Here is a 22,882-nt window from a genome sequence, read left to right on the forward strand (position 1 = left end):
TGGGTTAACGTTTGATATTGGTGGTTTCCTGAAGCATCTCATCCACCGTCTGGATCACCTTGGCACTTGAGGAATAGGCCCTTTGTGTCTGGATCATCGAGGTCAGTTCGGTCGCCACATCGGTCGTGGATTCCTCGCGCGCGAATGAGACCAGATCGCCGGTTGGACCCTCGCCCGCGTTCCACAGGAAAAAGGTCCCGCTTTCACGGGAGGGGGCGTAGGTCTGGCTGTCCAGTGCCGTCAGCCCGTTCGGGTTGGGCACATCCGCCAGCGGGATCTGGAACATGCGGCGACTGACGCCTGTGTCATAAAACGCGTAGACATATCCGTTCTCGTCGACCTGAACGCTGGTCATCGTTCCAACCGCCGAACCATCTCGGGTGATCGAGACCGGAGCAAACGTATCCGACAACTGCGTGATGCCATCGGCGTCGCCAATCCGACCGATATTGATCTCCATCGGGCCGCCCGCCACGTTCACCATCAGGCTTCCCGTCGCCGGGTCATAAGCACCACCGGAAACCGCTGTCACGCTGGCCAGTGTTCCGCCCGCGGTGCGACTGTCGGTGAAAGTCAGGGTATATTCCCCGACGATTGCCCAACCCGACGCGGAGTCGCGCAGGATCATAGTCCACTCATTACTACTGCCTGTGGCGGGAACCGTTGGGACCAGCTCAATATCCACGCTTTCCGATTTGCCCAAATTGTCGAAATATTCAACCGACAGGGGCTGTGTGTCGCCCGGTGCCCCGGCATCGGTGGCCGTGGCGGGCAGGTTCATACGCAGGTTCATCTGTGTGGTTGGCGCACCGGACAGTTGGTTGACGCTCAGCTGGATTGGTTCCAGCGCGGCAGGTGTGTCGCGCGGTACAGCCGGGATTGTCCCGTCCGGATTGGCGCGCCAGCCCAGCAGCACCAGCCCGGATTCTGTAACCAGATACCCTTCTTCATTTGTGCGAAACGAGCCAGTAGTGGTCAGCAGCATCTCATTCGAACCACCTGCTATCTGAGAGCTGGACCGCACCGGCAACATCCCACGCCCGCGCACGGCCAGATCGGTCGAGTTGTTGGTGGTCACAAGCGAGCCGCGTTGGTCGATAAGGCGCTGGCTGGTGGTGCGAACCCCGCCTGCCGAATAGCTGCCGCCTTGACCGGACGTGACCATGGAATGAAAATCCGTCTCGACCCGTTTGTATCCGAAAGTCGATGAGTTCGCGATGTTGTCGGAAATGGTCGCCAGCCGGTTGGCATTGGCCTTCAATGCGGCCACACCGGCATTCAGCGAAGAAGAAATAGTCATTGGCACGCCCTTCTGTTGCGTCAATTCTTGATGCAACAGCTAACGCGCTGGGCCTTAACAGCGCGCTAACAGGTAAAATGCGTCCTACCTTTTGCGGTCAAGGATTGCGTAGAAAGATGACCTCAACCCTGTTATTGCGCACGGCCATCGGGTTTTTGGCCGTCAATTCTCGGTCAGCATGTCCCGTGACGCGATCCAGTCGAGACGGCGTAACCCCTTTATCTTGAAGCATTTGCCGCACTTTCTGAGCGCGCGCGGTTGATACGTCCCAGGCCGGGTTCTGCGCCAGAACCACGGGCGAGGCGCGCACATGCCCTTCGACGGCCACCGTATTTGTCACCAAGTCCGAGGACCGCGCCACCAAAAGTGCCAGCGCCCGCATCATCGCCGTTGGTGTGTCACTATCCGATTCGAACAGGGGCTGGTCTTCGGTATCGAACAGCTCGACCACAAGACCTTCGTCGGTGACGCGCGTGACGATGTGCTGCAAGACCTTGTTCGAGACCATGCTTTCGCCTGTCCGCCCCATCAGTTCGGCCTCAAGCGTGGTGAAATCCTGAACCTCGCGCTCGCCGCCATCTGCACTGACCCCGATGGAGCCCTGCGCCTGCCTTGCTTCGGTCGGTCTGCGTTGGCTGGCGCCGGAACCGCTCATCGCCAGGGTTTTTTCCGAGAACATATTGTCGCCGCCAAAGGCCCCGTCGCCCCCACCCGAAAACGGATTCACCGGAATCGTCGGCGAAAAATAGTCCGCCAGCCCTTTGCGTTGTTTTTCCGTCGTTGCATTCAGCAGCCACATCAACATGAAGAACGCCATCATGGCCGTGACAAAGTCGGCATATGCGACTTTCCACGCGCCACCGTGGTGACCATCGCCACCTGACACACGTTTCTTCTTGATGATGATTGGCGCCGCATTGGATTGCGCACCCATCTCCACCACCTTTTCTATCACCCGACTACAGGGGTAGCCGGGCAGGTCTTAAGGTGGGCTTAACACTTAAAACTGTTCGGATTTCACTGTCGCGCCAGCGTGGACCCGGCCCGTCGCAGGATCAGCTGCAGGTGGTTGAAGCTGTTCTTGATTCCATCTGATTCAGATTTAGCAAAGAAAGCATCCAGTTCCTCATGCACCCGCACGGCCTGATCCAGCAGCGGGTCCGCGCCTTCGGAATACAGCCCTGCCTTGATCATAACCTCGGATTGCTCATAGCTGCCGACCAGTTTGCGGGCCTCGGCGATCATTCGGTTTTCATCTTGGGTCGCCGCACCAGGCAGGCTGCGCGAGACCGAGCGGCTGAGGTCGATGGCTGGGAAACGCCCGCGCTCGGCAATTTCGCGGCTCAGGACAATATGGCCGTCCAGCACGCCGCGCAGAATGTCGGCCACGGGTTCGTCCATGTCCGATCCGGCCACCAGAACACTGAACACGGCGGTGATATCGCCCTGTTCCGCCGTCCCCGGTCCGGCGCGTTCGCATAGACCGGCGATCAGCGGCGTGACCGACGGAGGGAAACCGCGAAGGGACGGGGATTCGCCCATGGCGACGGCGATTTCGCGATGCGCCTCGGCAAAGCGAGTGACCGAATCGGCCAGAAACAGCACGTTCAGCCCCTGATCGCGCAGATATTCAGCCACCGACATCGCCGACCAGGCGCAGCGTCGGCGGGCCAGCGCGGACTGATCCGAGGTCGCGGCCACCACAACCGACCGTTTCATCCCCTCGGCCCCAAGCGCGTGTTCGACGAATTCATTCACCTCGCGCCCGCGTTCACCAACCAATGCGACGACAACGGCATCCGCCTGCATCGACTTGGCCAGCGTGGCCAACAGCGTCGACTTGCCCACGCCCGAACCCGCGAACAACCCCACGCGCTGCCCCTGTACCACCGGCAGCATGGTGTTGAGCATGGCCAGCCCGGTCTCCATCCGCGTGCCCAGCGGTTTGCGGGCGACGGCAGCGGGTGGGGCCTGCATGATGTCGCGATCCTGTGTGCCGGGCAGCAGAGGCTTGCCATCCAGTGGTTTCCCGAACGGATCAACCACCCGTCCAAGCCAATGCATCCCCGGCGCAAACTCAGGCGTCTGCTCTAGAATCACCCGGTCGCCCAGACAAACACCATCGGGCGCGGCCGCGGGCATCATATGAATCAAATCCGATTCGACATGCAGCACCTCCCCGCCCAGATCCGAACCGCTGCGTCGCCGAAGGGTCAGGTGGTCGCCGATCCGTGCCTGCCCTTCAAGTCCTTGAATTTCAACAACTCCACGCGCCACGCTGGACACGCGCCCCATATGACGAACGGCGGAAAGACGGTCGAATTCGCATTTCAGCAAGCTTGGGTCGAGATCGGACATCGTGGGTTCTCCAACGGGTTTCTGAAAACGGTTTCTAAAGGAATCGGGGTTAAGCCTTGATTGAAATTGATCGAGGGAGAAGCCCCGATGTTCTATGACCTGAACGTCTTTAAGACAGCGCACGCAATGGCAACCCATGCCGGGCAACGGCAGGCAGTAGTTGCGCGCAACATGGCCAATGCGGATACGCCGGGCTACCAGCCTCGCGATCTTGAAGCCTTTAAAAAAGCATTCGAAAAATCTGGGGGTGAGGTCGCGATGACCGCAACCCGAGCTGCGCATCTGAACGGTGCAAGCGCCCCGCAGCCCTGGGCCGAATATGATGTCGCGCCCTCGGGCGATCCCAATGGCAACGGCATCTCGGTTGAGGAAGAGATGTTCAAGGCGGTCGAGGTCAAGCGCCAGCATGACCGCGCGCTGACCATCTACAAATCCTCGATGAACATCCTGCGCACCAGTCTTGGCCGGTCATAAAGGGGTAGTGAGATGAGTGATTTTTCCCATTCCCTTGCCGCCTCGACCAGCGCCCTGCGCGCGCAATCGGCGCGTCTGCGACACGTGTCCGAGAATATCTCGAACGCCGATACGCCGGGGTATCGCCGCAAGACTGTACCGTTCGAAACCGTGCAAAAAGACGGGCGTGAGGTGGTACAGGCCGGGAGGGTCAAGCTGGACCGCCGCGACGCGTCGCGCGTTTACGACCCCGGTCATCCGATGGCGGATAAGACCGGCCATTATCGCGGCTCGAATGTCGATCTGATGATCGAGATCGCCGACGCCCGCGAGGCACAGCGCAGTTACGAAGCCAATCTCAAGATGTTCGACCAGACACGTCAGATGTCGTCGAGCCTGATGGAACTCCTCAGGAAATAAAGGACACCAGAATGGATATCCGAGCCCTCAATGCTGCCCAGAACTATGCTGGCGCGCGCTCTGCAACGCAGGCCGATCCCGATCACGCCGGAATGGCGCAGGGATTGCGCAGCACGTTTCAGGATTTTGCCGCGACGCTGAAACAGTCCGAGGCCATCTCGCAGACCGCGATGACCGGCCAGGCTGATCCGCACGCGCTGGTGCAGGCGCTGGCGCAGACCGAACTGGCGGTCGAGACGGCCGTGGTCGTGCGCAACAAAGTGGTCGAGGCCTATCAGGAAATCCTGCGGATGCCGGTCTGACGCGATGCTCAGCGAAGGTCTGTTCTATGACATCGTGCGTCAGGCGCTGTGGGTCGCGGTGATCACCTCGGTCCCGATCCTGGCTGTGGCGTTGGTTTCGGGCCTGATCGTGGGCCTGTTCCAGGCGCTGACCTCGGTGCAGGAGATGACGCTGACCTTCGTGCCCAAGCTGATCGCCATCGTCATCGTGTTCTGGATTTCCATGGGGTTCATGACCCAGACGCTGGTGACGTTTTTCACCACAACCCTTGTCCCGCTGATCGCCGGAGGTCGCTGATGGATACCGCCTATACCACCTTGTCCCGCCAGTCGGGGCTGATGAACGAAATGCGGCTGGTGGCGAACAATATCGCCAATGCCAACACCACCGGATACCGCGCGCAAGGCTTGGTGTTTTCCGAATTCGTGCGCGACATGCCCGGCAATCCGTCCTTGTCAATGGCGCGGGCCGAGGTGCGCAACACGTCATTGCAGCAAGGGGTTCTGACTGAGACTGGAGGCGATTTTGATTTCGCCATCGAAGGCGATGGATTCTTCATGGTCGAAACTCCGGCCGGCAATCGATTGACACGGGCAGGGGCGTTCTCGCCAAGCGCCGAGGGAGATTTGGTCACGATGGATGGCCACCGTGTGCTGGATAGCAACGGCGCGCCGGTTTTTGTACCCCCCGACGCGGCCTCGATCGACGTCGGCAGCGATGGCACACTCAGTATTGAGGGGCAATTGCTGGGACAGCTTGGTGTCTACCGGGTCGAAGATCCCAAGTCCCTGGTGCGCGAAGGCAGCACGCAGTTCCGTAGCGAAGGCGACGTAGTGCCGATCGAAGAGCCGGTTATCGTTCATCGCTTTCTCGAAGGGTCCAACGTCAACGCGATCGAACAAGTGACACGGCTGGTCGAAATCCAGCGCGCCTACGAGCTGGGCCAGAGCTTTCTTGAAACCGAAGACGAACGGGTGCGTGGCGCGCTCAAGGCGCTGATGCGCTGACTTTAGAACGGAGGATCTGACATGCGGGCATTGAAAATCGCAGCGACGGGTATGACCGCGCAGCAGATGCGGGTTGAGACGATCTCGAACAACCTCGCGAATATGAACACCACCGGCTACAACGCGCGGCGGGCTGAATTTGCCGATCTGCACTATCAGCAGATGGCGCGGGCCGGGTCGGTGAATGCCAATGACGGCACGCTTTTGCCGACGGGTATTCAGTTGGGGCTTGGCGTCCGACCCGCTGCCGTAACGGTGCAACTTGCGCAAGGTGCGTTGTCGGCGACGGGCAGCGATCTGGATGTGGCGATCGAAGGGCGTGGGTATCTGGAGGTGACGTTGCCCAACGGTCAGTCTGCCTTTACCCGCGACGGTAGCCTTAAGCGGTCAGCCGAGGGTCTGATTGTCACCTCGGACGGGTTCGCCGTTGCGCCCGAGATTACAATCCCCGACGACGCGCGCTCAATCTCGATCAACGCAGCGGGCGAGGTCTACGCCTATTTCGACGATGCCGCCGAAGGGCAGCTGCTGGGTGAATTCACCCTGGCAAGTTTTTCAAATGCCAAAGGCTTAGAGGCCATCGGCAGTAACCTGTTCAAAGAGACCGAAGCTTCGGGCGCACCAGTTGTCGGATCTCCGGGCGAGGATGGCCTGGGCACGCTGCGACAGGGCTATCTTGAGGACAGTTCCGTCGACGCCGTGCGCGAGGTCACCGAACTGATCGAAGCCCAGCGGGGATACGAGATGAACGCCAAGGTGATCTCGGCCGTCGATCAGATGATGGGCGCAACCACACAGGTGCGCTGATGCGGGTATTGCTTTTTATTCTTGTGATGGCCGGACCCTGCGCGGCGATGGCCGATATTGTTGTCCCGACCCGTACGATCCGCGCGAAAGAGATCATCGCGGCCGCCGATCTGGCCACCAAGGAACAGGACATACCCGGGGCGATTTCCAACCCGGACGTGCTGGTTGGGCAGGAGGCACGCGTGGCGCTCTATCCCGGCCGTCCCATTCGCGCGGGCGATTTCGGACCGCCAGCAATCGTCGACCGCAATGATCTGGTGGTTCTGATTTTTGATCGCCAACCGCTGTCGATCACTGCCGAAGGGCGCGCGTTGGGCCGTGGGGCTGTGGGCGATCGCATTCGGGTGATGAACCTGTCGTCCCGAACCACCGTGACCGGCTTTATCCGAACCGACGGACAAATCGAGGTGAAATGATGTCAGTATATACCAAATCACTCCTACTGGGCGCGTTGGTTCTGACCGCCTGTGGCCGCGTCGATCACCTGGGTAAACCCCCCAGCTTCACACCCAATGAGGATTCGCCCGAACATGTCGCCATGCTTTGGCCCGGCCTGCCACTGCATACGCAGCCCCAACGCACGGTCGATCAATCGTCGCTGTGGACGGGCGGGCAGCAATCGCTGCTGGGCGATCAGCGGGCGATCAAGAAAGGCGATATCCTGACGGTCGTGATCGAGTTGGATGAAAAAGCCGAGATTTCCAACGACACCAACCGGTCCCGCGCGGGATCTGAAAGCCTTTCGGTGCCCGGTCTGTTCGGGCTGCCGCAAAGAGCGGCAGAGCAACTGCCCGAAGGCGCCTCCTTGGATGAGGCGGTGTCGATTGATTCAGCCTCCAACAGTCGCGGCAAAGGGTCGGTAAAGCGCAAAGAGAAACTGACGCTGCGCGTTGCAGCAACCGTGATTGATGTGCTGCCCAATGGCGTATTGGCCATCTCGGGTTCGCAGGAATTACGGGTGAATTTCGAACTGCGCGAGCTGCTGGTAACCGGCTATGTGCGCCCGCAGGATATCTCGCGCCAGAACGAAATCACGTATGACAAGATTGCCTCTGCGCGGGTGTCCTATGGGGGGCGCGGTCAGATTACCGATGTGCAGCAGCCGCGCTATGGGCAGCAGGTTCTAGACACTCTTCTACCGTTTTGAGGGTTGATTGATGAAAAAACTGATCCCCGTTTTCTTTCTGTTGGCAGGCCTTGGCGTAGGTGTCGGGGCCGGGCTTTTCCTCGCCCCATCCGACGCGCCCGCACAAGAGGGCAAGGAATATGCGTCCGCGGAAAAGGAGCCCAAGGACAAAAAGGCCAAAGATGAGAAACCCAAACCGAAGTCCAAAACGTCGGAGAAAGACGACAAGAGCAGCGATGTGGAATATCTGAAACTGACCAAACAGTTTGTGATACCAGTTGTTGAAGCCGAGCGCATTTCGGCCATGGTAACGATGTCCGTTAGTCTTGAGGCTAAACCGGGCATGACCGACACTTTCTATGCCATAGAGCCGAAATTGCGCGACCGCTTCCTGCAAGTTCTGTTCGATCACGCGAACACAGGTGGGTTTGACGGCAATTTCACCACTTCGGAAAATCTGGACACGCTGCGTAAGTCCTTGTTGGAAGTGGCGCAGAAAGACCTGGGCAAGGAAATCTCGAACGTGATGATCCTGAGCGTGAACCGGCAGGATGCCTGAGCGCATTAAGGTATCTGTTTCTTCTGCAAAGCGCGGCGTCGGTTTTCCGTTTCGATATCAGACAGCCGGGTAACCGCCTGCTGGCGCCCAAACGCGGAGCGCAACGCGTCCAGAGCTGCAAGCTTTTGCGATCTCACCCGCGCCAGTTCCATGTTCAACTGACGACGGGTATTGGATTCCCACCCATGCCACAGGATATCTGTTCCGGTGACACGATATCCTTCGGTGTCGTTGGTATCCCAGCGCGTTTGCCGAACTTGACCGTCCAATCGTGCCAGCTGGTTTTGGATACGGATCTCGGCCTGCAAGATGGGTGCCAGGGCTTGATGCTCTTTCTGGAAGAGTGCGTCTGTGGCTATTTGCAAGTTTGAAAGCTTTTGGCGTTTCATCAAATCTGCCCTTTTGCTTTTTTGCGCATTGCCTCGGCAAACCGAATAGCCGCAGCGACGGGTTTATAGTGTTCCTCTGCAATCTCCTGCCCGATCTCGACGGTCGCGTGCAGCGCGCGCGCGGTTGGCGGGTCCGAGTGTATTGGAACGCCCGCTGTTCCAGCCGTCGATCGAATGGCGGCTGCGACCTCGTCCACGCCCTTGGCAACACAGACCGGGGCCGAGCCGGCGGCCCGCGACCACTTTAGCGCGACTGCAAAATGGGTTGGGTTGACAACAACCACATCTGCCTTGGGCACGTCCGCCATCATCTGATTTGTCGCGATCTCTTGCGCGCGCTGGCGGCGCTGCTGTTTGACATGCGGATCGCCCTCGGCGTCCTTGGTTTCGTCCTGAATTTCTTTGCGCGACATCCGGTTTTTGCGGATATGCTCGGCATATTGCCAAAGGTAATCCACCGCTCCGATCGCGAGAGCCACGGCGACGACGATAAACAGGAACCGAAACAACAAATTCATCATCAAAAGCAAAGATGCCTTGGCCGGTGCCGCGCTGGCTGACAAGATCTGGTCCAGATTGGCGCGCAGAAACAGGGCAAGGCAGGTGCCGTAGATCACCAGTTTCACAAAGCTCTTGGCAAATTCGAACAGACCGCCACGCCCGAACTTGTTCTTGGCGTTGGATGGGATCGAAATACGCGAGAGTTTGGGCTTCAGCTTGCTAGGCGCAAAAATCAGGGCCCGCTGGGCAATCAGGCAGAGCAATACGGCCGCGGCGGGCAGGGCGAACAGGATGGACATCGCCACCAGAGCGGTTTGTAGTAGCCCAGCGACCGGATTGACGGCTGGACCCTCGATCAACAATTCTGACAAGTCGCTGGCTTGATCGACCAGAACGACAAATAGTGTCCCCATTTGCTGGACGCCATAACTGCCTGCGGCCAGCAGAGCCACCAGTAACCCCGAATAGGCCGCGACAACCGACAGGTCGTTAGACTTGGCAACTTCGCCCTTCTCGCGTGCTTTCTGAAGCTTCTGTGGCGTTGGCTCGAATGACTTGTCACTGTCGTCATCACTGCTCATCTGCTGGCTCCGACCGGGTTGACGATGAAGGAAAACAGCGCGTCGGCCCAGACCGACAAGATCAAAGGCGTGCCGGCAAACAACAGGAACAGACCGGCAAAGGTAATCGCGGGGGCGCCGACAAAAGCCACCATAAGCTGTGGCATGGCGCGGTTGATCACGCCCAGCGCGAGGTTATAGATCAATGATGCGATGACGAACGGCATGGCGAGGCTGAAGGCAAGGCTGAAACTGCGCGCGATCCGCTGCACGCCCCATTCCGACAGGTCCGAGGCTGCTGGGGCCACGCCCATCGGAAACAGCATGTAGCTGTGGATCAGGAATTGCGCGACGTGAACATGCAGCCCCAGCAATACAGCCAGGGTCAGGCCGGCCAGGGTGAGCATGTAGCCCATAGCCGGAACCGGGTCAGCGGCCGCGCCACCCAGGATCTGGGACAGAGAGGTCGCTTGCGCGGCGATAGAGCCGGCGGTTTGCAGGGCCAGCACGAAAAGTCGCAACCCCAGCCCCAGTGCCACGCCGACCAATATCTCGGTCACGATAAGCCGTACCATCGGCAGTAGGCCGGGGGACGGGATTGGTGCCGGGGTGGCAGGCAGGATGATCAGTGTGAACGCCACCGAGATGCCCAGTTTTACGCGGGTCGGAATGCTGCGCTCGCCAAATGCGGGCAGCAGAGAAACCAGTGCAGAGACACGCAGGAACACGGCAAAGAGGTGCCACAGCCCATCCCCCAATTGAGGTAGAAGCTCGGGTGGCAGGGCGATCACGCGGGCACCGTTCCGACCAGGGCAGGGCGTGCTTCCAGCCCGATTTCCTCGAACGAGAGGACCGGGTTCGCGACGCCGCGCGCGTGCATGATCGTGCGCAGCAATCGCCGTCGCCGGGTCGAGGTCACAACCGCTGGATAAAGCCCATGATCGGCCGATTGTGACACCGTGTTGACGACCCCATCGGCCAGTTTGTTGAACAGGTTGGGCGGCAGCGCCACGTCCTGCCCCGCATTTGGCGCGTCGATCTGGTAGGTCGAGAACCTCTCCTCCCATTCCGGGGCCAGCTGGATCAGCGGGATCGAGCCATCCTCGCGCTTCATCTCGGCCACCAGTTGGAAGCCCAAGCGCTGACGGACCAGTTCGCAGATACCTTCGGGCTGTGTCGTGGTCAGGCGCGCCTCGGCCACGCTTTCCAAGATCAGGGCCATGTTGCGGATCGAAACACGCTCATCCAGCAGCAGCCGCAACACCGCGTGTAGCGTGTCGATCGGCACTTTGTCGGGGATCAACTCGTCCAGCAGCTTGCGGTTGGCCTCGGCCCGGATCGGATCGCTGAGCTTGGTCATCTCGGCTAGCAATCGGCGCAGAGATTTCAGCGTCAGCAGGCGCGAGAAGTTCTGTTTGATGATCTCAAGCAGGTGCGTGGCCAGAATCTCTGGAGGAGAGACGATCGTGGCCCCGCTCATCGCCGCGGCCTCTTGATCTTTGGGCAGAATCCATCGGGCAGGGGCGCCATAGACGGGTTCGGTCACGTCGGTGCCGTCGGGCAGCAAATCACGGTCATCTTGCACCAGCGCCAGCACCAGATCTGGGTTCAATTCGCCACGCGCCTGTTCAACCCCGTGGACCTTGACCACATATGTGCCCATGGGCAGATCGGCGCGGTCGGTCAGGCGGATGTCTGGCAGGATCAGACCAAATGTCGAGGCCACATAGGTCCGCATATTGGCGATCCGGGCATCCAGCCCGGTGCCGGGGTTCAGCACCATGCTGACCAGATCCGGCGCAAATTCCAGATGCACGTCGTCCAGATCCAGAATGTCTCCAATCGCCTGAGAAACCGGCGTGTCGTCGGTGGTCGCTGGGGCGATGGCGGCGTCAGCCTCGGCCTTTTGTTTGCGGTGCACGCTATAGGCGGCATAGCCCAGAACACAGGCCCCAAGGATGAAGGGCAGGAAGGGCAGACCCGGCACCAGAGCAAACAGCACCATCAGCATTGCCACCGTTCCCAGCGCCGCTGGATGCTTGCCCAGTTGTGAGAAAATAGCGTTGTCCGTGGCCCCCTGCGTGCCGCCACGCGCCAGCAGCAGCGCCGAGGCGATCGAGATGATCACGGCTGGGATTTGCGACACCAACCCGTCGCCCACGGTCAGGATGGCATAGGTTTCAAACGCCGAGGATATCGGCATCCCATGCACGATCACCCCCATGATCAGACCCATCACAAGGTTTAGCAGGGTGATCAGCAGACCAGCAACCGCATCGCCTTTGACGAATTTCGAAGCACCGTCGAGCGAGCCGAAGAATGTCGTCTCTTGCTGTTCGCGTTCGCGCCGTTCCTTGGCTTGCTGGTGGTCGATGGCCCCGGCGGACATGTCGCTGTCAATGGCCAGCTGTTTACCCGGCATCCCGTCCAGCGCAAAGCGCGCACCGACCTCGGCCATGCGGGCGGCACCCTTGGTGATGACCATGAAGTTCACGATCAGCAGCACGCCGAACACCACCAGCCCCAGGAAGATGCTGCCGCCCATGACGAACTGAGCGAACCCTTCGATCACATCCCCGGCAGCGTTTGGGCCGGTATGACCCTGACCGATGATCAGCTTGGTTGACGACACGTTCAGCGACAGCCGCAGCATCAGTGAGGCCAGCAGGATCGTGGGGAAGGATGAGAAATCCAGTGGCCGTTCGATGAACAGGGTCAGGGTGAAGATCAGAATGGCCAGCGCGAAAGACGCCGCCAGACCCACATCCAGCACCCAGGCGGGCATCGGCAGGATCATCATCACGATGACCGTCATCAGCGCCAGCGCCAGCAGGACGGTGGGCGAGAACAGGGAACGGGGGTCGATCTTGGGCACGCGACCCTCCTAGTTGAATGGGATAAAGGCGGTGGCGGTTCCGGTGGCAGGAACCAGCGAGCCAAGTGCAGTGCCGCGCGTTTGGTCGGTGTCCCGCGGGATCAGCGGCGCAGCCGCTCCGGTGAACGGGTCTCGCGCCGCCAGAGGCGCGTCGATACCCTGCTCTAACCCGGCCAGAACGCGCCTGAACCGGCCGGAATAGGCCTGCGCCAGATCCGGCGTGCGCGAGTGATAGGCACCGGCGGCAGCGGTCCATGACCCAAGCTCGGCATGCAGTTTTTTCAGGAACCGGGCGGCGTATTGTGCGTTTTCGAGTGGGTCGAACATCGCGTCGATCGACCGAAAAGCCTTACCGTGCCACCGGTAGTTGATCTGAAAGCAGCCGACATCAAAGCTGCGTTTGCCTGCTTTGAAGATGTTGAAAAGATAGGTTTTCGCCTCGTATTCCGAAGTAAACCAGAACCCCTTGCCCTCAACATTGATGGCCCAAGGCCATGGGGCAAGCTGGCCGTCCACCGCACGGCCTGTTTCGACCCGCGATATGGCGCGCAGCACGTCCAGCGGCACGTCATGCGTGCGTGCAGCGCGTCGGGCGGCATGGTCGCAGATCCCGGCAGTGCGGGCATCTGGCGCGGCGGCCAGCGGTTGCGCGACGAAAAGCGCGACAACCAGTCCTGAGATGAAACGATGGGGCATTCTGCCGGTCCGGGATTCTGATCAGTCCCGGCCAAGCTAGTCCCGCTTAGGTTTACAGAGGGTTATCGGCCAATCAGATTCGATCAATCCGCCGCCCGAACACGACGCTGGTATTGGTGCGCAGAACGCCGGGGATTTTGGCCAGCTCATCCACCAGAATGTCCAAATCTTCCAATCTTGGGGCTTCGGCGGATAGCAACAGGTCGAACTCTCCGTTAATGGACAGGCACAGTTTGACCTCGGGGTAGGCCTCGAGCCGCTTGATGATGCGCGTGGTTTCCTTTTGCTGCACCTCCAGCAGGACAACGACCTGTACGCGGGGGCTGTCTTCGGGTGTGGTCAGTACGACGGAGTAACCCGCGATCACGCCGCGCTCTTCCATGCGGTTGATCCGCTCGTGCACGGTGGTGCGGGCCACGCCCAGCTTGGCCGCGATCTTGGTCGTCGACTCACGAGCGTTGTGTTGCAGGGCGGCGATGATGCGGCGGTCCAGTTGATCCATGACGCCAGATGTAGTGCAAGGGCGGGCTGAGGCTCAAGGCTTGTTATGGGGCGCACGGGTCAGGGACCGGGGCCACAGAAAGCCCATAAACCCGATCCCCCAGGCCGCCGCAAAGGTCATCCAGGCAAAGGTTTGGGTTGTGCCCTTGTCTGTCATCAGCCAGCCCGCAAGGGGATAGAGCACCAACCAGCATAGATGCGACAGTGTGAATTGCGCGGCGAAAAGCGCAGGGCGATCCTCAGGCGGGGCCGAGCGGGTCAGTAAGCGGCCTGCCGGGGTCAGCGTTGCCGAATAGCCAAACCCGACGCAGGCCCAGATCAGCGCGAGGCTGGGCAGCGAGATCAGTGACAGCGCCGACATCGCGGCGGCCACGGCCATCGACAACGTGCCAAAGCTCGCGCCGGTCAGCATGACGTCGCGGTCCCGTAGTTTCTCTAACAGGACGGGCAGGGCAAAAGCGGCCAGCATCGAACCGCCTCCGAACCCGGCCAGAGCCGTTGCCACTGCGCTTTCCGACAGTCCCAGATCGCCGCGCACGATAACCACCGTGTTGACAATAACCGTCGCGCTGAGGGCTGCAGCCGTCCAGTTCAGCGCCAGCAACCCCCTGAGGCGTGGTGTGGCCAAATAGATGCGCAGGCCGCGGGTGGTGCGGTCAAAGATACCGCGGGGTTGTTTGGGTTTGGGCGAGGGCAGGACGACCGAAACCACCAGCAGGGCCGAGGCGACAAAACCAACCCCAGTGCCCCAGAACAGGCTGTCAAAACTGACAATCGTCAGCAAAGCAGCGGCAAGCAGTGGGCTTACGACGCTCTCCAGATCATAGGCCAGCCGGGACAACGATAGAGCCTTTGTATAGTCGTGCTCATCCGTAAGCACATCCGGGATCGTGGCCTGAAACGCGGGCGTGAACCCGGCCGAGGCCGATTGTAGGATGAAAATCAGCACAAAAACCTGCCAGATCTCGGTTACGAAGGGCAAGCAGACAGCCACAGCCGCACGGACCAGATCCAACACCACCAGCATTTTGCGGCGATCGAGCCGCTCGGCCACGGCGGCAGCAATGGGCGCGACCAGCACATAGGCGACCATCTTGATCGTCAGCGCCGTGCCCAGCACCATGCCTGCAGCATTACCTGCAAGATCAAATGCCAGAAGCCCTAGCGCAACCGTCGCCAAACCGGTGCCGGTCAGCGCCACTATCTGGGCGGCCAACAGGTGGCGGTAAACGCGGTTTCGCAAGATGCTCAGCATGGGCCGGGCGGTCCTTTCCAGTGGAAACGGATACTTGGTTGGTTTTCCCAGCCCAGTCTCGGATGGTCAAGAATCGCGTATCGTGATTGCATTCTATGGATGGCGTTGAGTTCACGGGCCAAACCGCCTATCTCGGGGGCGATACCGCACAAAGGAAGACCCCGTGGCGAACCATCTTTATCAAAACGACCTGCCGGACGGGTTGGACCTTGGCCCTGTCGTGGCCATCGACTGCGAAACCATGGGGCTTAACCCGCATCGCGACCGTCTGTGTGTGATCCAGATGTCGGGCGGCGATGGCAACAGCCATATTGTGCAGGTCGCCAAAGGTCAGACCGAGGCCCCAAACCTGTGCGCGATGCTGGAAAACCCCGACGTACTGAAGCTGTTCCATTTCGGTCGCTTCGATATCGCCGCGATGTATCACGCCTTTGGTGCGCTGGCCGCACCTGTCTATTGCACCAAGATCGCCAGCCGTTTGGTGCGCACCTATACCGACCGCCACGGGCTGAAAAACCTGTGCCAGGAACTGATCGGGGTCGATATCTCGAAACAGCAACAGATGAGCGATTGGGGTGCCGAAACCCTGACAGAGGCGCAGCTGGACTATGCGGCCTCGGACGTTTTGTATCTGCACCGTCTGCGCGAGGCGCTGGACGGTCGGCTGGCCCGCGAAGGCCGGACGGAAATGGCCCAGGCCTGTTTTGACTTCTTGCCGATGCGAGCGAAGCTTGACCTCGCCGGTTGGCCCGAAACGGATATTTTTGCGCACTCATGACCGATACAGACGCCTTCCTGAAAACCGCCCGACAGGTGATCACCGACGAAGCCCGCGCGCTGGACGTGCTGGCCGACAGCCTGAACGAAGACTTTGCCGAGGCCGTGCAGCTGATCCTGCAAGCCACAGGCCGCATTATCATCAGCGGCATCGGCAAATCAGGTCATATCGGCCACAAAATCGCGGCAACTTTGGCCAGCACCGGCACGCCCGCCTATTTCGTTCACCCTGCCGAGGCCAGCCATGGCGATCTGGGCATGGTGTCCAAGGGCGACGTTGTTCTGGCTATTTCGAATTCTGGCGAAGCGCCGGAACTGGCAAACTTGCTGGCCTTTACCCGCCGGTTTGGGATTCCGCTGATCGGCCTGTCCAGCAAGCCTGAAAGCACGCTGATGAAACAGGCGGATGTGCACTTGCTGATACCCTCGATGGGCGAGGCATGTGGATTTGGCATGGTGCCCTCGATCTCGACCACGCTGACATTGGCGATGGGCGACGCGCTGGCGATCGCGCTGATGAAACATCGCGATTTCAAGCCCGAGGATTTCCGTGCTTTCCACCCCGGAGGCAAGCTGGGCGCGCGGCTCAGCACGGTGCGTGACCTGATGCATACGGGCGAGGCCCTGCCCCTGCTGGCATCCGATGTCGCCATGAGTGATGCGCTGATAGAGATCAGCCAGAAAGGGTTCGGCGTCGCGGGCGTGACAGAAAGCGGTGGCCAGCTTTCGGGGATTATCACCGATGGGGATCTGCGCCGTCACATGGATGGTTTGCTGTCCAAAACAGCCGCGCAGGTGATGACCGAGAACCCGACGACAATCGGACCCGATGCATTGGCTGAAGAAGCCGTGGCGATCATGAATGACCGCAAGATCACCTCGTTGTTTGTGGTCGAACCGGATACGGACGGCCCCGCGCTGGGTCTGCTGCACATTCACGATTGCCTGCGCGTCGGACTGGGATAAGAGGGCGGGGCCGTGGACAGCCACTCTCGGATGGTGCAGTTCTTGAAGGTGGTCCTGCCGCTGGCGGCCATTGTGCTGTTGTCCACCGTGTTCCTGCTGTCGCGCAGCATCGAAACCGACGTGACGGTCCCCTTCACCCAACGCGATATCGAGGAACGTCTGGCCGATCAGGTGGTCACCAATCCGAGCTACCGTGGCACCACGCGCAAGGGCGAAGAGGTACTGATCGAAGCCACGCAAGCCACGCAAGGAACCGAGAACTCTGTGCCCACGGCATCCGAGTTTCAGGGCAGGCTGGGGCTTTTGAATGGCGGTATCATCACGCTGGATTCCAATTCGGGCACGATCCGCCCTGACAAGAACACGGCAACCTTCGTGGGAGATGTCGTGATTACCACGACCGACGGTATTCGGGTGACAACCGATCACCTGAACACGGCCTTGGACGAAATTCGGGGTGATACGCCGGGTCAGATTGACGGAACCGGCGCGATCGGCGATTTCTCGGCCGGTCGCATGACATTCGGGGCGGAAAAAAAGGACGGTCCGGTCCATATTCTTTTTACAGATGGCGTGAAGCTGATATACCAGCCGCAACAAGCAGAAAGATAAGCTGTGTTCGATTTTCGTACTGTCCTTCTTACCGTCTCTTTGCTGACCGGTGCCAATCTGGCTGCGGCGCAGGGAACCCAGGTCGCGTTTGGTGCCGTCAAGGCAGACCCCAGCCTGCCGGTCGAGGTGACATCGGAATCGCTGAACGTGAACCAGGAGGACGGCTCGGCCGAGTTCGTAGGCGACGTGATCGTCATCCAGGGAGAAATGCGGCTGACTGCGGGTCGGGTACTAGTGATCTACAATGAGGACCGCTCGGGTATCGAGCGGATGGAGGCCACGGAAGACGTTGTTCTGGTCAGCCCGCCCGATGCGGCGGAAGGGGATTGGGCGGAATATACTATCGACTCGGGCCAGATCGTCATGCGCGGTAACGTTCTGCTGACCCAGGGCCCCAGCACGATCAGCGGCGATCAGATGAATGCAAACCTGACCTCTGGGTCGGCAACGGTGACGGGCAACGTCAAGACGATCCTTCAGCAGGGGGCCAACTGATGGCGCGACCCAGTCTGAGCGTGACCGAGGGCACATCGGGGCTCAGGATCGAAAAGCTGCGTAAATCCTACCGGAAGAAAACGGTTATCCGCGATGTCTCGATGACATTGGGCCGGTCCGAGGTTGTGGCGCTGTTGGGGCCCAACGGGTCGGGCAAGACCACGACCTTTTATTCCGTGGCTGGGCTGGTTTTTCCCGAGGCTGGAACCGTGACCATCGACGGTCAGGTGGTGACGACCCTGCCCATGTACCGCCGCGCACGGCTTGGCATCGGGTATCTGCCGCAGGAGATGTCGATTTTCCGGGGTATGAGCGTTGAAGACAACATATTAGCCGTGCTGGATATCACCGTAAAACACGCGCATCGCCGCAAAGAACGGCTGGAAGAGCTGTTGTCCGATTTCTCGATCGAACATCTGCGTCGCGCGCCTGCGCTGGCCCTGTCTGGTGGCGAACGGCGCCGGGTCGAGATCGCGCGTTGTCTGGCGGCTGACCCCAAGTATTTGCTGCTGGACGAACCTTTTGCCGGTGTGGACCCGATCAGCGTGGGCGATATCCGTCACCTTGTGGCCGATCTGAAAAAGCGCGGGATCGGTGTTCTGATCACCGATCACAACGTGCGCGAGACGCTCGAGATCGTGGATCGCGCCTATATTCTGCATGATGGTCAGGTACTTATGTCCGGAACGCCGGACGAAGTAGTCGAAAACGAAAACGTGCGCCGCGTCTATCTGGGCGAAAACTTCCGTATTTCATAGGTTTGCGTGGTATTGCGCCGGATGCATGGCGGAAATCTCGTATATACACGCCTGTTTTGATTGACTCTTCCTCCGTCTCTTGCCTCAATTGGGGCATGGCATTTCCTCGGTTCCAGTCTGGATCACGATGCCCCTTCTTCGAAGGGATCAAGTTCCGGCTACCGCGGAACATGTCGATACCCCCCACCCGATAAAAAAAAGCGCGTTGTATTTCACAGCGTCTAAATGGGTGTGAATTGTGAAGGAGATCACATGCGTTACCAAATCAGCGGAAAACAGATCGACATCGGCGAAGCACTTCAGACCCATGTGCAGACCGAACTTGGCGAGGTGGTGGGCAAATACGCCCAGCGACCGACCGACGCCAATGTCGTCTTTTCCCGTTCTGCGCATGAATATGTGTGCGAGACCACCGTACATCTTTCCACCGGCCTGACGGCGCAGGCCAAAGCCCACGCAACCGAGATTTACGCAGCATTCGAGGGGTGCTGTGACAAGATGGAAACACAATTGCGCCGATACAAACGCCGTCTCAAGGACCATCACAAGGATCGGTCCGAGCCGGTTGAACTCTTTGGAGCTTCCTCTTATATCCTCGCCTCTGACGAATCTGAGTCGGCGGATGAGCCTGAAACTCTGCAGCCGATGATCGTGGCTGAGATGGAAACCAAGATCCCATCGCTGAGTGTTGGTGAAGCCGTTATGCAGATGGAACTGGCTGGTGCCCCGGTGCTGGTGTTCCGGAATGAGAACAAGGATGGATTGAATGTCGTGTATCGTCGGGAAGACGGAAACATCGGCTGGATTGATCCGTAACAGGCAAGATTAGAAAGACGTGCCCCTGCGCCAGTGGGGGCATCGTCATGGAGCGTTATCATGGAGCTTTCGAGCATTCTGAAGCCCGAAGCAGTGCGTGTGTTATCCGCCGCATCCAGCAAGAAGCGGTTGTTTCAGGAAATCGGCGATGTTGCGGCTGCGACACTGGGTTTGGACGCGCAGGTCGTTGTGGATGCGCTTCTGGAGCGTGAAAGCCTTGGGCCCACAGGCGTGGGCCATGGCGTTGCTCTGCCTCATGCGCGGCTGACCGAGCTACAGGATGTCTCGGGCGTGTTTGTCATGCTGGAAAAGCCGATTGATTTCGGGTCGGTAGACCGGCAGCCTGTTGATATCGCTTTTGCATTGTTCGCCCCCGAAGAGGCGGGAGTGGATCACCTGAAGGCACTGGCGCTGGTATCTCGGACGCTGCGCGATACCTCGGTTTGCGCCAAGCTGCGGGCCAATCCCGATCCAGTCAAGCTCTATGCGATTTTGACCGAAGCGCAATCCATGCAGGCGGCTTAATCGTTTGATTGAAAAAGAAAAGCCCCCGAATATCGGGGGCTTCTTATGTAAGTGGCTGTGGTCAGCCGCCGGTTCCCATTTCCAGAGTCCACCAGATTTTCCCGCCATTCTCCTGATGCCAGGCAAAGCCCATTTGTGTGGCCTTTGGGTCCAGAATAACCGAGCGTGGCCCCGGTTCCTGCATCCAGGCGGCCAGCGTTTCGGTTTCGGTTTCGAATGTCTCGGAAATTGCCTCGCCCAGAAATGTGCCGAAATATCCCACACGCGCCGCCCGGTCGATTGGCGAAGAGCCGTCGGACCCGAAATGCCATGGCCGGTTCTGACGCGCCATGTCCTTGGAGTGGGTCGCGGCAGCGGCGTTCAGCTGCGCATTCAGTTGAACCGGTTGTAGTCCCGACGCCTGACGCAGCGCGTTGACCGAATCAAGCATGCGGAATTGCAGTTTTTCGGGATTGCCTCGAATCTTGTAGACAGTCGGCAAAGGACGCCCGTCGGCACCGTAAGTCGGCGTGCTGCTGGGGGTACATGCTGCCAGAGCAACGAGGCAAGCAAACAATAAAGAAATAATACGCGTCATGGTGGGCCTGATGTTTCTGTTGTCCTAGGGCATAGCGCGCTCGACGGGGTTGGGCAAACCTGCAATAGCCGATTCTCGCGTGATTTTGCCGGTTTGGTTTGCGAAAGACGCATTCTGGCAATAAAATACGTCAGTTTTTCAGATTTGGTATAGAGAGGGACCGCTCGATATGGTCAAGAAACCTATTCCGGCGACAAGTCGCCGCGTATTTCTGACGACCGCCACGGCGGCGCTGGCGTCACCTGCGATTGCGCAATACATCCCCGGTGATCCGCTAAGGCCGGCCCCAGAGCCCGAACCTCAGGTGCGCCGCAATATTTCTGGCTTCCGCGCTTTGGATTGGAAACCCTATTTCGACAACACTCGAAACGGCGCAATTTTGGTCGATACCATCTCACGGGCGCTACATTATTGGTCAGAAGATCAAAGTGTGTACAAACTGTATCCGTCTTCAGTGCCCTTGACCGAGGAATTGACCCGCCGGGGACGCACCAGCGTGATCCGAAAAGTCGAAGGTCCAAGCTGGGCGCCGACGCCGTCGATGAAGAAACGCAACCCGGAATGGCCGGACTATATTCCACCGGGTCCGGATAACCCGTTGGGAACGCACGCTTTATATCTAAGCTGGAAATACTATCGCATTCATGGAACCCACGATACGCGCAAAATCGGGCGTAGATCATCCAATGGCTGCATCGGTCTTTTCAACGAAGATATTGCCGAGTTGTTTTCGATGGCCAATGTTGGCACGCAAGTGTTGCTAATTTGACGACAAAATCGCGCGTGAACCCGCTTGCGACGCAAGTTCCATTTGCATTCCAGTCGGATAGCTGGTTAGAAAAATATACGAGGTAAGTCTTGGGTGTGCGGTTTCGCTAGTTGGAGCCGTACTTATTCTGGAGGTTAATATGAAGAAACTCGTTCTCGCCGCTGCACTGACCGCTGCTGCATCGACCGCTTTTGCTGGCAACCTGGAAGAGCCGGTTGTTGAAGCACCTGTTGTAGTCGAAGAAACTCAGGGTTCGTCGCAGGGCATCATCCTGCCGCTGGTCCTGCTGGTTGTGGTTGCCGCAGCTGTTGCAGCAAGCTAATTCGACGAGCATAATACACAGAAAAGGCGGTGGAGCATTCCACCGCCTTTTTTTATGCGCTCATGCAGGCGCCGGATCAGGTCGGGTTTAGTCGAGCCAGCCCTTCAGATTGTCTTCGATGACCTTGCCAAGAGCTGCGATATGCGCGTCGTCGTCATTGAGGCAGGGGATGTAGGTAAAGCTCTCGCCGCCGGCTTCTTCAAAGCTTTCCTTGATCTCTTCGTTGATTTCTTCCAGCGTCTCGATGCAATCGGCGGAAAAGGCCGGAGCGATCACGGCGATGTTTTTCTTCCCCTGACGTGCCAGGTCCGCCACGTGATCGACCGTATAGGGTTTCAACCATTCCTCGGGCCCGAATCGCGACTGGAAGGTTGATACAAGCTGATCATCCGCCCAGCCCAACCGTTCTTTCAGCAGGCGAGAGGTTTTTGCACATTGGCAGTGATAGGGATCGCCCTGCTGCAAATAGCGGTCCGGCATCCCGTGATATGAGCAGACCAGAATATCAGGCTTGGTTTCCATCGCGGCGTAAGCCTGTTCCACAGATCCGGCCAGCGCGTCGATATAAGCGGGTTCGTCGAAATAGGCAGGCACGGTGCGTGACGCAGGTTGCCAGGCTTCTTCCATCAGGGCGCGGAAGAACTGGTCATTGGCGGTGGCGGTCGTGGCGCCCGCATATTGCGGATAGAGCGGGAAGAACAGGATGCGGTCACAGCCCGCTGCCACCATTTCGCGCACCTTGGATTTGGTCGAGGGATTGCCGTAGCGCATACAGAAATCGACCATCACCCGATCGCCATAGCGCGCTTGCATCGCATCGCGCATCTTGGCGGTTTGATCCTTGGTGATCGTCATCAGCGGGCTTTCGCCTTTTTCGTGATTCCAGATCGATTTGTAGGCCTCGCCCGAACTGAAGGGCCGCTTGCTGAGGATGATCCCCTGCAAGATCGGCTGCCATTTCCATTTCGGATAGTCGATGACGCGCTGGTCCGAAAGAAACTCGTTCAGATATCGGCGCATTGGCCAATAGGTGTAATCGTCCGGAGTGCCCAGATTGGCCAGCAGGATGCCGACGCGGCCCATTTTGACCTTGGGGTGGTCTTCGGGGGCATGAGCGGGTCGAGTGGCGTCAAACATGGGATTGTTTCCTGAATTCGTCGTGTTCCGGGCTGAGAT

At 59.2% G+C, this 22,882-nt stretch carries 30 protein-coding genes; 18 read left to right on the top strand and 12 right to left on the bottom strand.

Going from position 1 to position 22,882, the window contains the following annotated elements; translation table 11 throughout:
* Positions 1-4: 4 nt before the first annotated feature.
* The 3 genes from GOV80_RS16535 to GOV80_RS16545 form a co-directional block, all read right to left on the bottom strand.
* Positions 5-1,300 (bottom strand): flagellar hook protein FlgE, encoded by a 1,296-nt coding sequence (locus GOV80_RS16535; protein ID WP_170786398.1) that lies wholly within the window; start codon positions 1,298-1,300, stop codon positions 5-7.
* Positions 1,301-1,397: 97 nt separating this feature from the next.
* Positions 1,398-2,234 (bottom strand): flagellar motor protein MotB, encoded by an 837-nt coding sequence (locus GOV80_RS16540; RefSeq protein ID WP_170786400.1) that lies wholly within the window; start codon positions 2,232-2,234, stop codon positions 1,398-1,400.
* An 83-nt stretch (positions 2,235-2,317) separates the two neighbouring features.
* Positions 2,318-3,658 (bottom strand): FliI/YscN family ATPase, encoded by a 1,341-nt coding sequence (locus tag GOV80_RS16545; protein ID WP_170786402.1) that lies wholly within the window; start codon positions 3,656-3,658, stop codon positions 2,318-2,320.
* An 87-nt stretch (positions 3,659-3,745) separates the two neighbouring features.
* Between GOV80_RS16545 and GOV80_RS16550 the strand changes: the two genes are divergently transcribed.
* The 9 genes from GOV80_RS16550 to GOV80_RS16590 are packed head-to-tail and all read left to right on the top strand — an operon-like array spanning position 3,746 to position 8,312.
* Positions 3,746-4,132, top strand: coding sequence for a FlgB family protein (locus tag GOV80_RS16550; protein WP_170786555.1), 387 nt, complete (start codon positions 3,746-3,748; stop codon positions 4,130-4,132).
* Between the two features lie 12 nt (positions 4,133-4,144).
* Complete coding sequence (flgC, locus tag GOV80_RS16555; protein WP_170786404.1) at positions 4,145-4,531, top strand: flagellar basal body rod protein FlgC; 387 nt, start codon at positions 4,145-4,147, stop codon at positions 4,529-4,531.
* Positions 4,532-4,542: 11 nt separating this feature from the next.
* Positions 4,543-4,833 carry a flagellar hook-basal body complex protein FliE gene (gene fliE / locus GOV80_RS16560; protein WP_170755361.1) on the top strand — a complete coding sequence of 97 codons (291 nt, stop codon included), beginning with the start codon at positions 4,543-4,545 and terminating at the stop codon, positions 4,831-4,833.
* Positions 4,834-4,837: 4 nt separating this feature from the next.
* On the top strand, positions 4,838-5,110 hold the full coding sequence (locus tag GOV80_RS16565; RefSeq protein ID WP_170353788.1) for a flagellar biosynthetic protein FliQ: 273 nt from the start codon (positions 4,838-4,840) through the stop codon (positions 5,108-5,110).
* Positions 5,110-5,820, top strand: coding sequence for a flagellar hook-basal body complex protein (locus GOV80_RS16570; RefSeq protein WP_170786406.1), 711 nt, complete (start codon positions 5,110-5,112; stop codon positions 5,818-5,820). The genes GOV80_RS16565 and GOV80_RS16570 overlap by 1 nt, the downstream gene beginning before the upstream one ends.
* Positions 5,821-5,841: 21 nt before the next feature.
* On the top strand, positions 5,842-6,627 hold the full coding sequence (flgG, locus tag GOV80_RS16575) for a flagellar basal-body rod protein FlgG (RefSeq protein ID WP_170786408.1): 786 nt from the start codon (positions 5,842-5,844) through the stop codon (positions 6,625-6,627).
* A complete protein-coding gene (gene flgA / locus GOV80_RS16580) occupies positions 6,627-7,043 on the top strand; it encodes a flagellar basal body P-ring formation chaperone FlgA (protein ID WP_170786410.1) in 417 nt (138 codons plus the stop codon). Before flgG ends, flgA begins: the two co-directional genes overlap by 1 nt.
* Entirely contained in the window at positions 7,043-7,774 is a 732-nt protein-coding gene (gene flgH, locus GOV80_RS16585) for a flagellar basal body L-ring protein FlgH (protein ID WP_419555659.1), read from the top strand. Before flgA ends, flgH begins: the two co-directional genes overlap by 1 nt.
* Before the next feature lie 10 nt (positions 7,775-7,784).
* A complete protein-coding gene (locus GOV80_RS16590) occupies positions 7,785-8,312 on the top strand; it encodes a flagellar basal body-associated FliL family protein (protein ID WP_170771008.1) in 528 nt (175 codons plus the stop codon).
* 5 nt (positions 8,313-8,317) lie between these two features.
* Here GOV80_RS16590 and GOV80_RS16595 read toward each other — a convergent pair whose 3' ends face one another.
* From GOV80_RS16595 to GOV80_RS16625, 7 genes are all read right to left on the bottom strand, one after another.
* On the bottom strand, positions 8,318-8,701 hold the full coding sequence (locus GOV80_RS16595; protein WP_170771006.1) for a hypothetical protein: 384 nt from the start codon (positions 8,699-8,701) through the stop codon (positions 8,318-8,320).
* Positions 8,701-9,783 (bottom strand): flagellar type III secretion system protein FlhB, encoded by a 1,083-nt coding sequence (gene flhB / locus GOV80_RS16600; protein ID WP_170786414.1) that lies wholly within the window; start codon positions 9,781-9,783, stop codon positions 8,701-8,703. The genes GOV80_RS16595 and flhB overlap by 1 nt, the downstream gene beginning before the upstream one ends.
* A complete protein-coding gene (locus GOV80_RS16605) occupies positions 9,780-10,553 on the bottom strand; it encodes a flagellar biosynthetic protein FliR (RefSeq protein ID WP_170786416.1) in 774 nt (257 codons plus the stop codon). The genes flhB and GOV80_RS16605 overlap by 4 nt, the downstream gene beginning before the upstream one ends.
* Positions 10,550-12,637: a flagellar biosynthesis protein FlhA gene (gene flhA / locus GOV80_RS16610; protein WP_170786418.1), complete on the bottom strand. Its 2,088-nt coding sequence runs from the start codon at positions 12,635-12,637 to the stop codon at positions 10,550-10,552. Before flhA ends, GOV80_RS16605 begins: the two co-directional genes overlap by 4 nt.
* A 9-nt stretch (positions 12,638-12,646) precedes the next feature.
* Positions 12,647-13,333: a lytic transglycosylase domain-containing protein gene (locus tag GOV80_RS16615; RefSeq protein ID WP_170786421.1), complete on the bottom strand. Its 687-nt coding sequence runs from the start codon at positions 13,331-13,333 to the stop codon at positions 12,647-12,649.
* 73 nt (positions 13,334-13,406) lie between these two features.
* Positions 13,407-13,835 carry an Lrp/AsnC family transcriptional regulator gene (locus GOV80_RS16620; RefSeq protein ID WP_170770997.1) on the bottom strand — a complete coding sequence of 143 codons (429 nt, stop codon included), beginning with the start codon at positions 13,833-13,835 and terminating at the stop codon, positions 13,407-13,409.
* 33 nt (positions 13,836-13,868) lie between these two features.
* Complete coding sequence (locus GOV80_RS16625) at positions 13,869-15,089, bottom strand: MFS transporter (protein ID WP_170786422.1); 1,221 nt, start codon at positions 15,087-15,089, stop codon at positions 13,869-13,871.
* Between the two features lie 163 nt (positions 15,090-15,252).
* Between GOV80_RS16625 and GOV80_RS16630 the strand changes: the two genes are divergently transcribed.
* From GOV80_RS16630 to GOV80_RS16660, 7 genes are all read left to right on the top strand, one after another.
* Positions 15,253-15,867 (top strand): ribonuclease H-like domain-containing protein, encoded by a 615-nt coding sequence (locus GOV80_RS16630; protein ID WP_170786424.1) that lies wholly within the window; start codon positions 15,253-15,255, stop codon positions 15,865-15,867.
* A complete protein-coding gene (locus GOV80_RS16635; protein WP_170770991.1) occupies positions 15,864-16,832 on the top strand; it encodes a KpsF/GutQ family sugar-phosphate isomerase in 969 nt (322 codons plus the stop codon). The genes GOV80_RS16630 and GOV80_RS16635 overlap by 4 nt, the downstream gene beginning before the upstream one ends.
* 12 nt (positions 16,833-16,844) lie before the next feature.
* A complete protein-coding gene (lptC, locus tag GOV80_RS16640) occupies positions 16,845-17,444 on the top strand; it encodes an LPS export ABC transporter periplasmic protein LptC (protein ID WP_170770989.1) in 600 nt (199 codons plus the stop codon).
* Between the two features lie 3 nt (positions 17,445-17,447).
* The gene (locus GOV80_RS16645) at positions 17,448-17,939 is read left to right on the top strand and encodes an LptA/OstA family protein (RefSeq protein ID WP_170786426.1); all 492 of its coding nucleotides are present in this window, start codon (positions 17,448-17,450) and stop codon (positions 17,937-17,939) included.
* Positions 17,939-18,697, top strand: a complete 759-nt coding sequence (gene lptB / locus GOV80_RS16650; RefSeq protein ID WP_170786428.1) for an LPS export ABC transporter ATP-binding protein — start codon at positions 17,939-17,941, stop codon at positions 18,695-18,697. Before GOV80_RS16645 ends, lptB begins: the two co-directional genes overlap by 1 nt.
* Before the next feature lie 252 nt (positions 18,698-18,949).
* The gene (hpf, locus tag GOV80_RS16655; protein WP_170770983.1) at positions 18,950-19,513 is read left to right on the top strand and encodes a ribosome hibernation-promoting factor, HPF/YfiA family; all 564 of its coding nucleotides are present in this window, start codon (positions 18,950-18,952) and stop codon (positions 19,511-19,513) included.
* Positions 19,514-19,573: 60 nt separating this feature from the next.
* Positions 19,574-20,038 (top strand): PTS sugar transporter subunit IIA, encoded by a 465-nt coding sequence (locus GOV80_RS16660; protein WP_170770981.1) that lies wholly within the window; start codon positions 19,574-19,576, stop codon positions 20,036-20,038.
* Positions 20,039-20,099: 61 nt separating this feature from the next.
* On the opposite strand, the gene dalA is transcribed toward GOV80_RS16660, so the two are convergent.
* Positions 20,100-20,615, bottom strand: a complete 516-nt coding sequence (dalA, locus tag GOV80_RS16665; protein WP_170770978.1) for a divisome-associated lipoprotein DalA — start codon at positions 20,613-20,615, stop codon at positions 20,100-20,102.
* A 169-nt stretch (positions 20,616-20,784) separates the two neighbouring features.
* Between dalA and GOV80_RS16670 the strand changes: the two genes are divergently transcribed.
* On the top strand, positions 20,785-21,384 hold the full coding sequence (locus tag GOV80_RS16670) for a L,D-transpeptidase (protein ID WP_170770976.1): 600 nt from the start codon (positions 20,785-20,787) through the stop codon (positions 21,382-21,384).
* A gap of 139 nt (positions 21,385-21,523) precedes the next feature.
* Positions 21,524-21,706 carry a hypothetical protein gene (locus tag GOV80_RS16675; RefSeq protein WP_170770974.1) on the top strand — a complete coding sequence of 61 codons (183 nt, stop codon included), beginning with the start codon at positions 21,524-21,526 and terminating at the stop codon, positions 21,704-21,706.
* Positions 21,707-21,793: 87 nt separating this feature from the next.
* Here the strand turns inward: GOV80_RS16675 and hemH are convergent, their stop codons facing one another.
* Positions 21,794-22,843 carry a ferrochelatase gene (gene hemH / locus GOV80_RS16680; RefSeq protein ID WP_170786430.1) on the bottom strand — a complete coding sequence of 350 codons (1,050 nt, stop codon included), beginning with the start codon at positions 22,841-22,843 and terminating at the stop codon, positions 21,794-21,796.
* Positions 22,844-22,882 lie beyond the last annotated feature (39 nt).

Origin of the sequence: Ruegeria lacuscaerulensis, assembly GCF_013034685.1 — a bacterium.
Taxonomy (GTDB): domain Bacteria; phylum Pseudomonadota; class Alphaproteobacteria; order Rhodobacterales; family Rhodobacteraceae; genus Ruegeria; species Ruegeria lacuscaerulensis_B.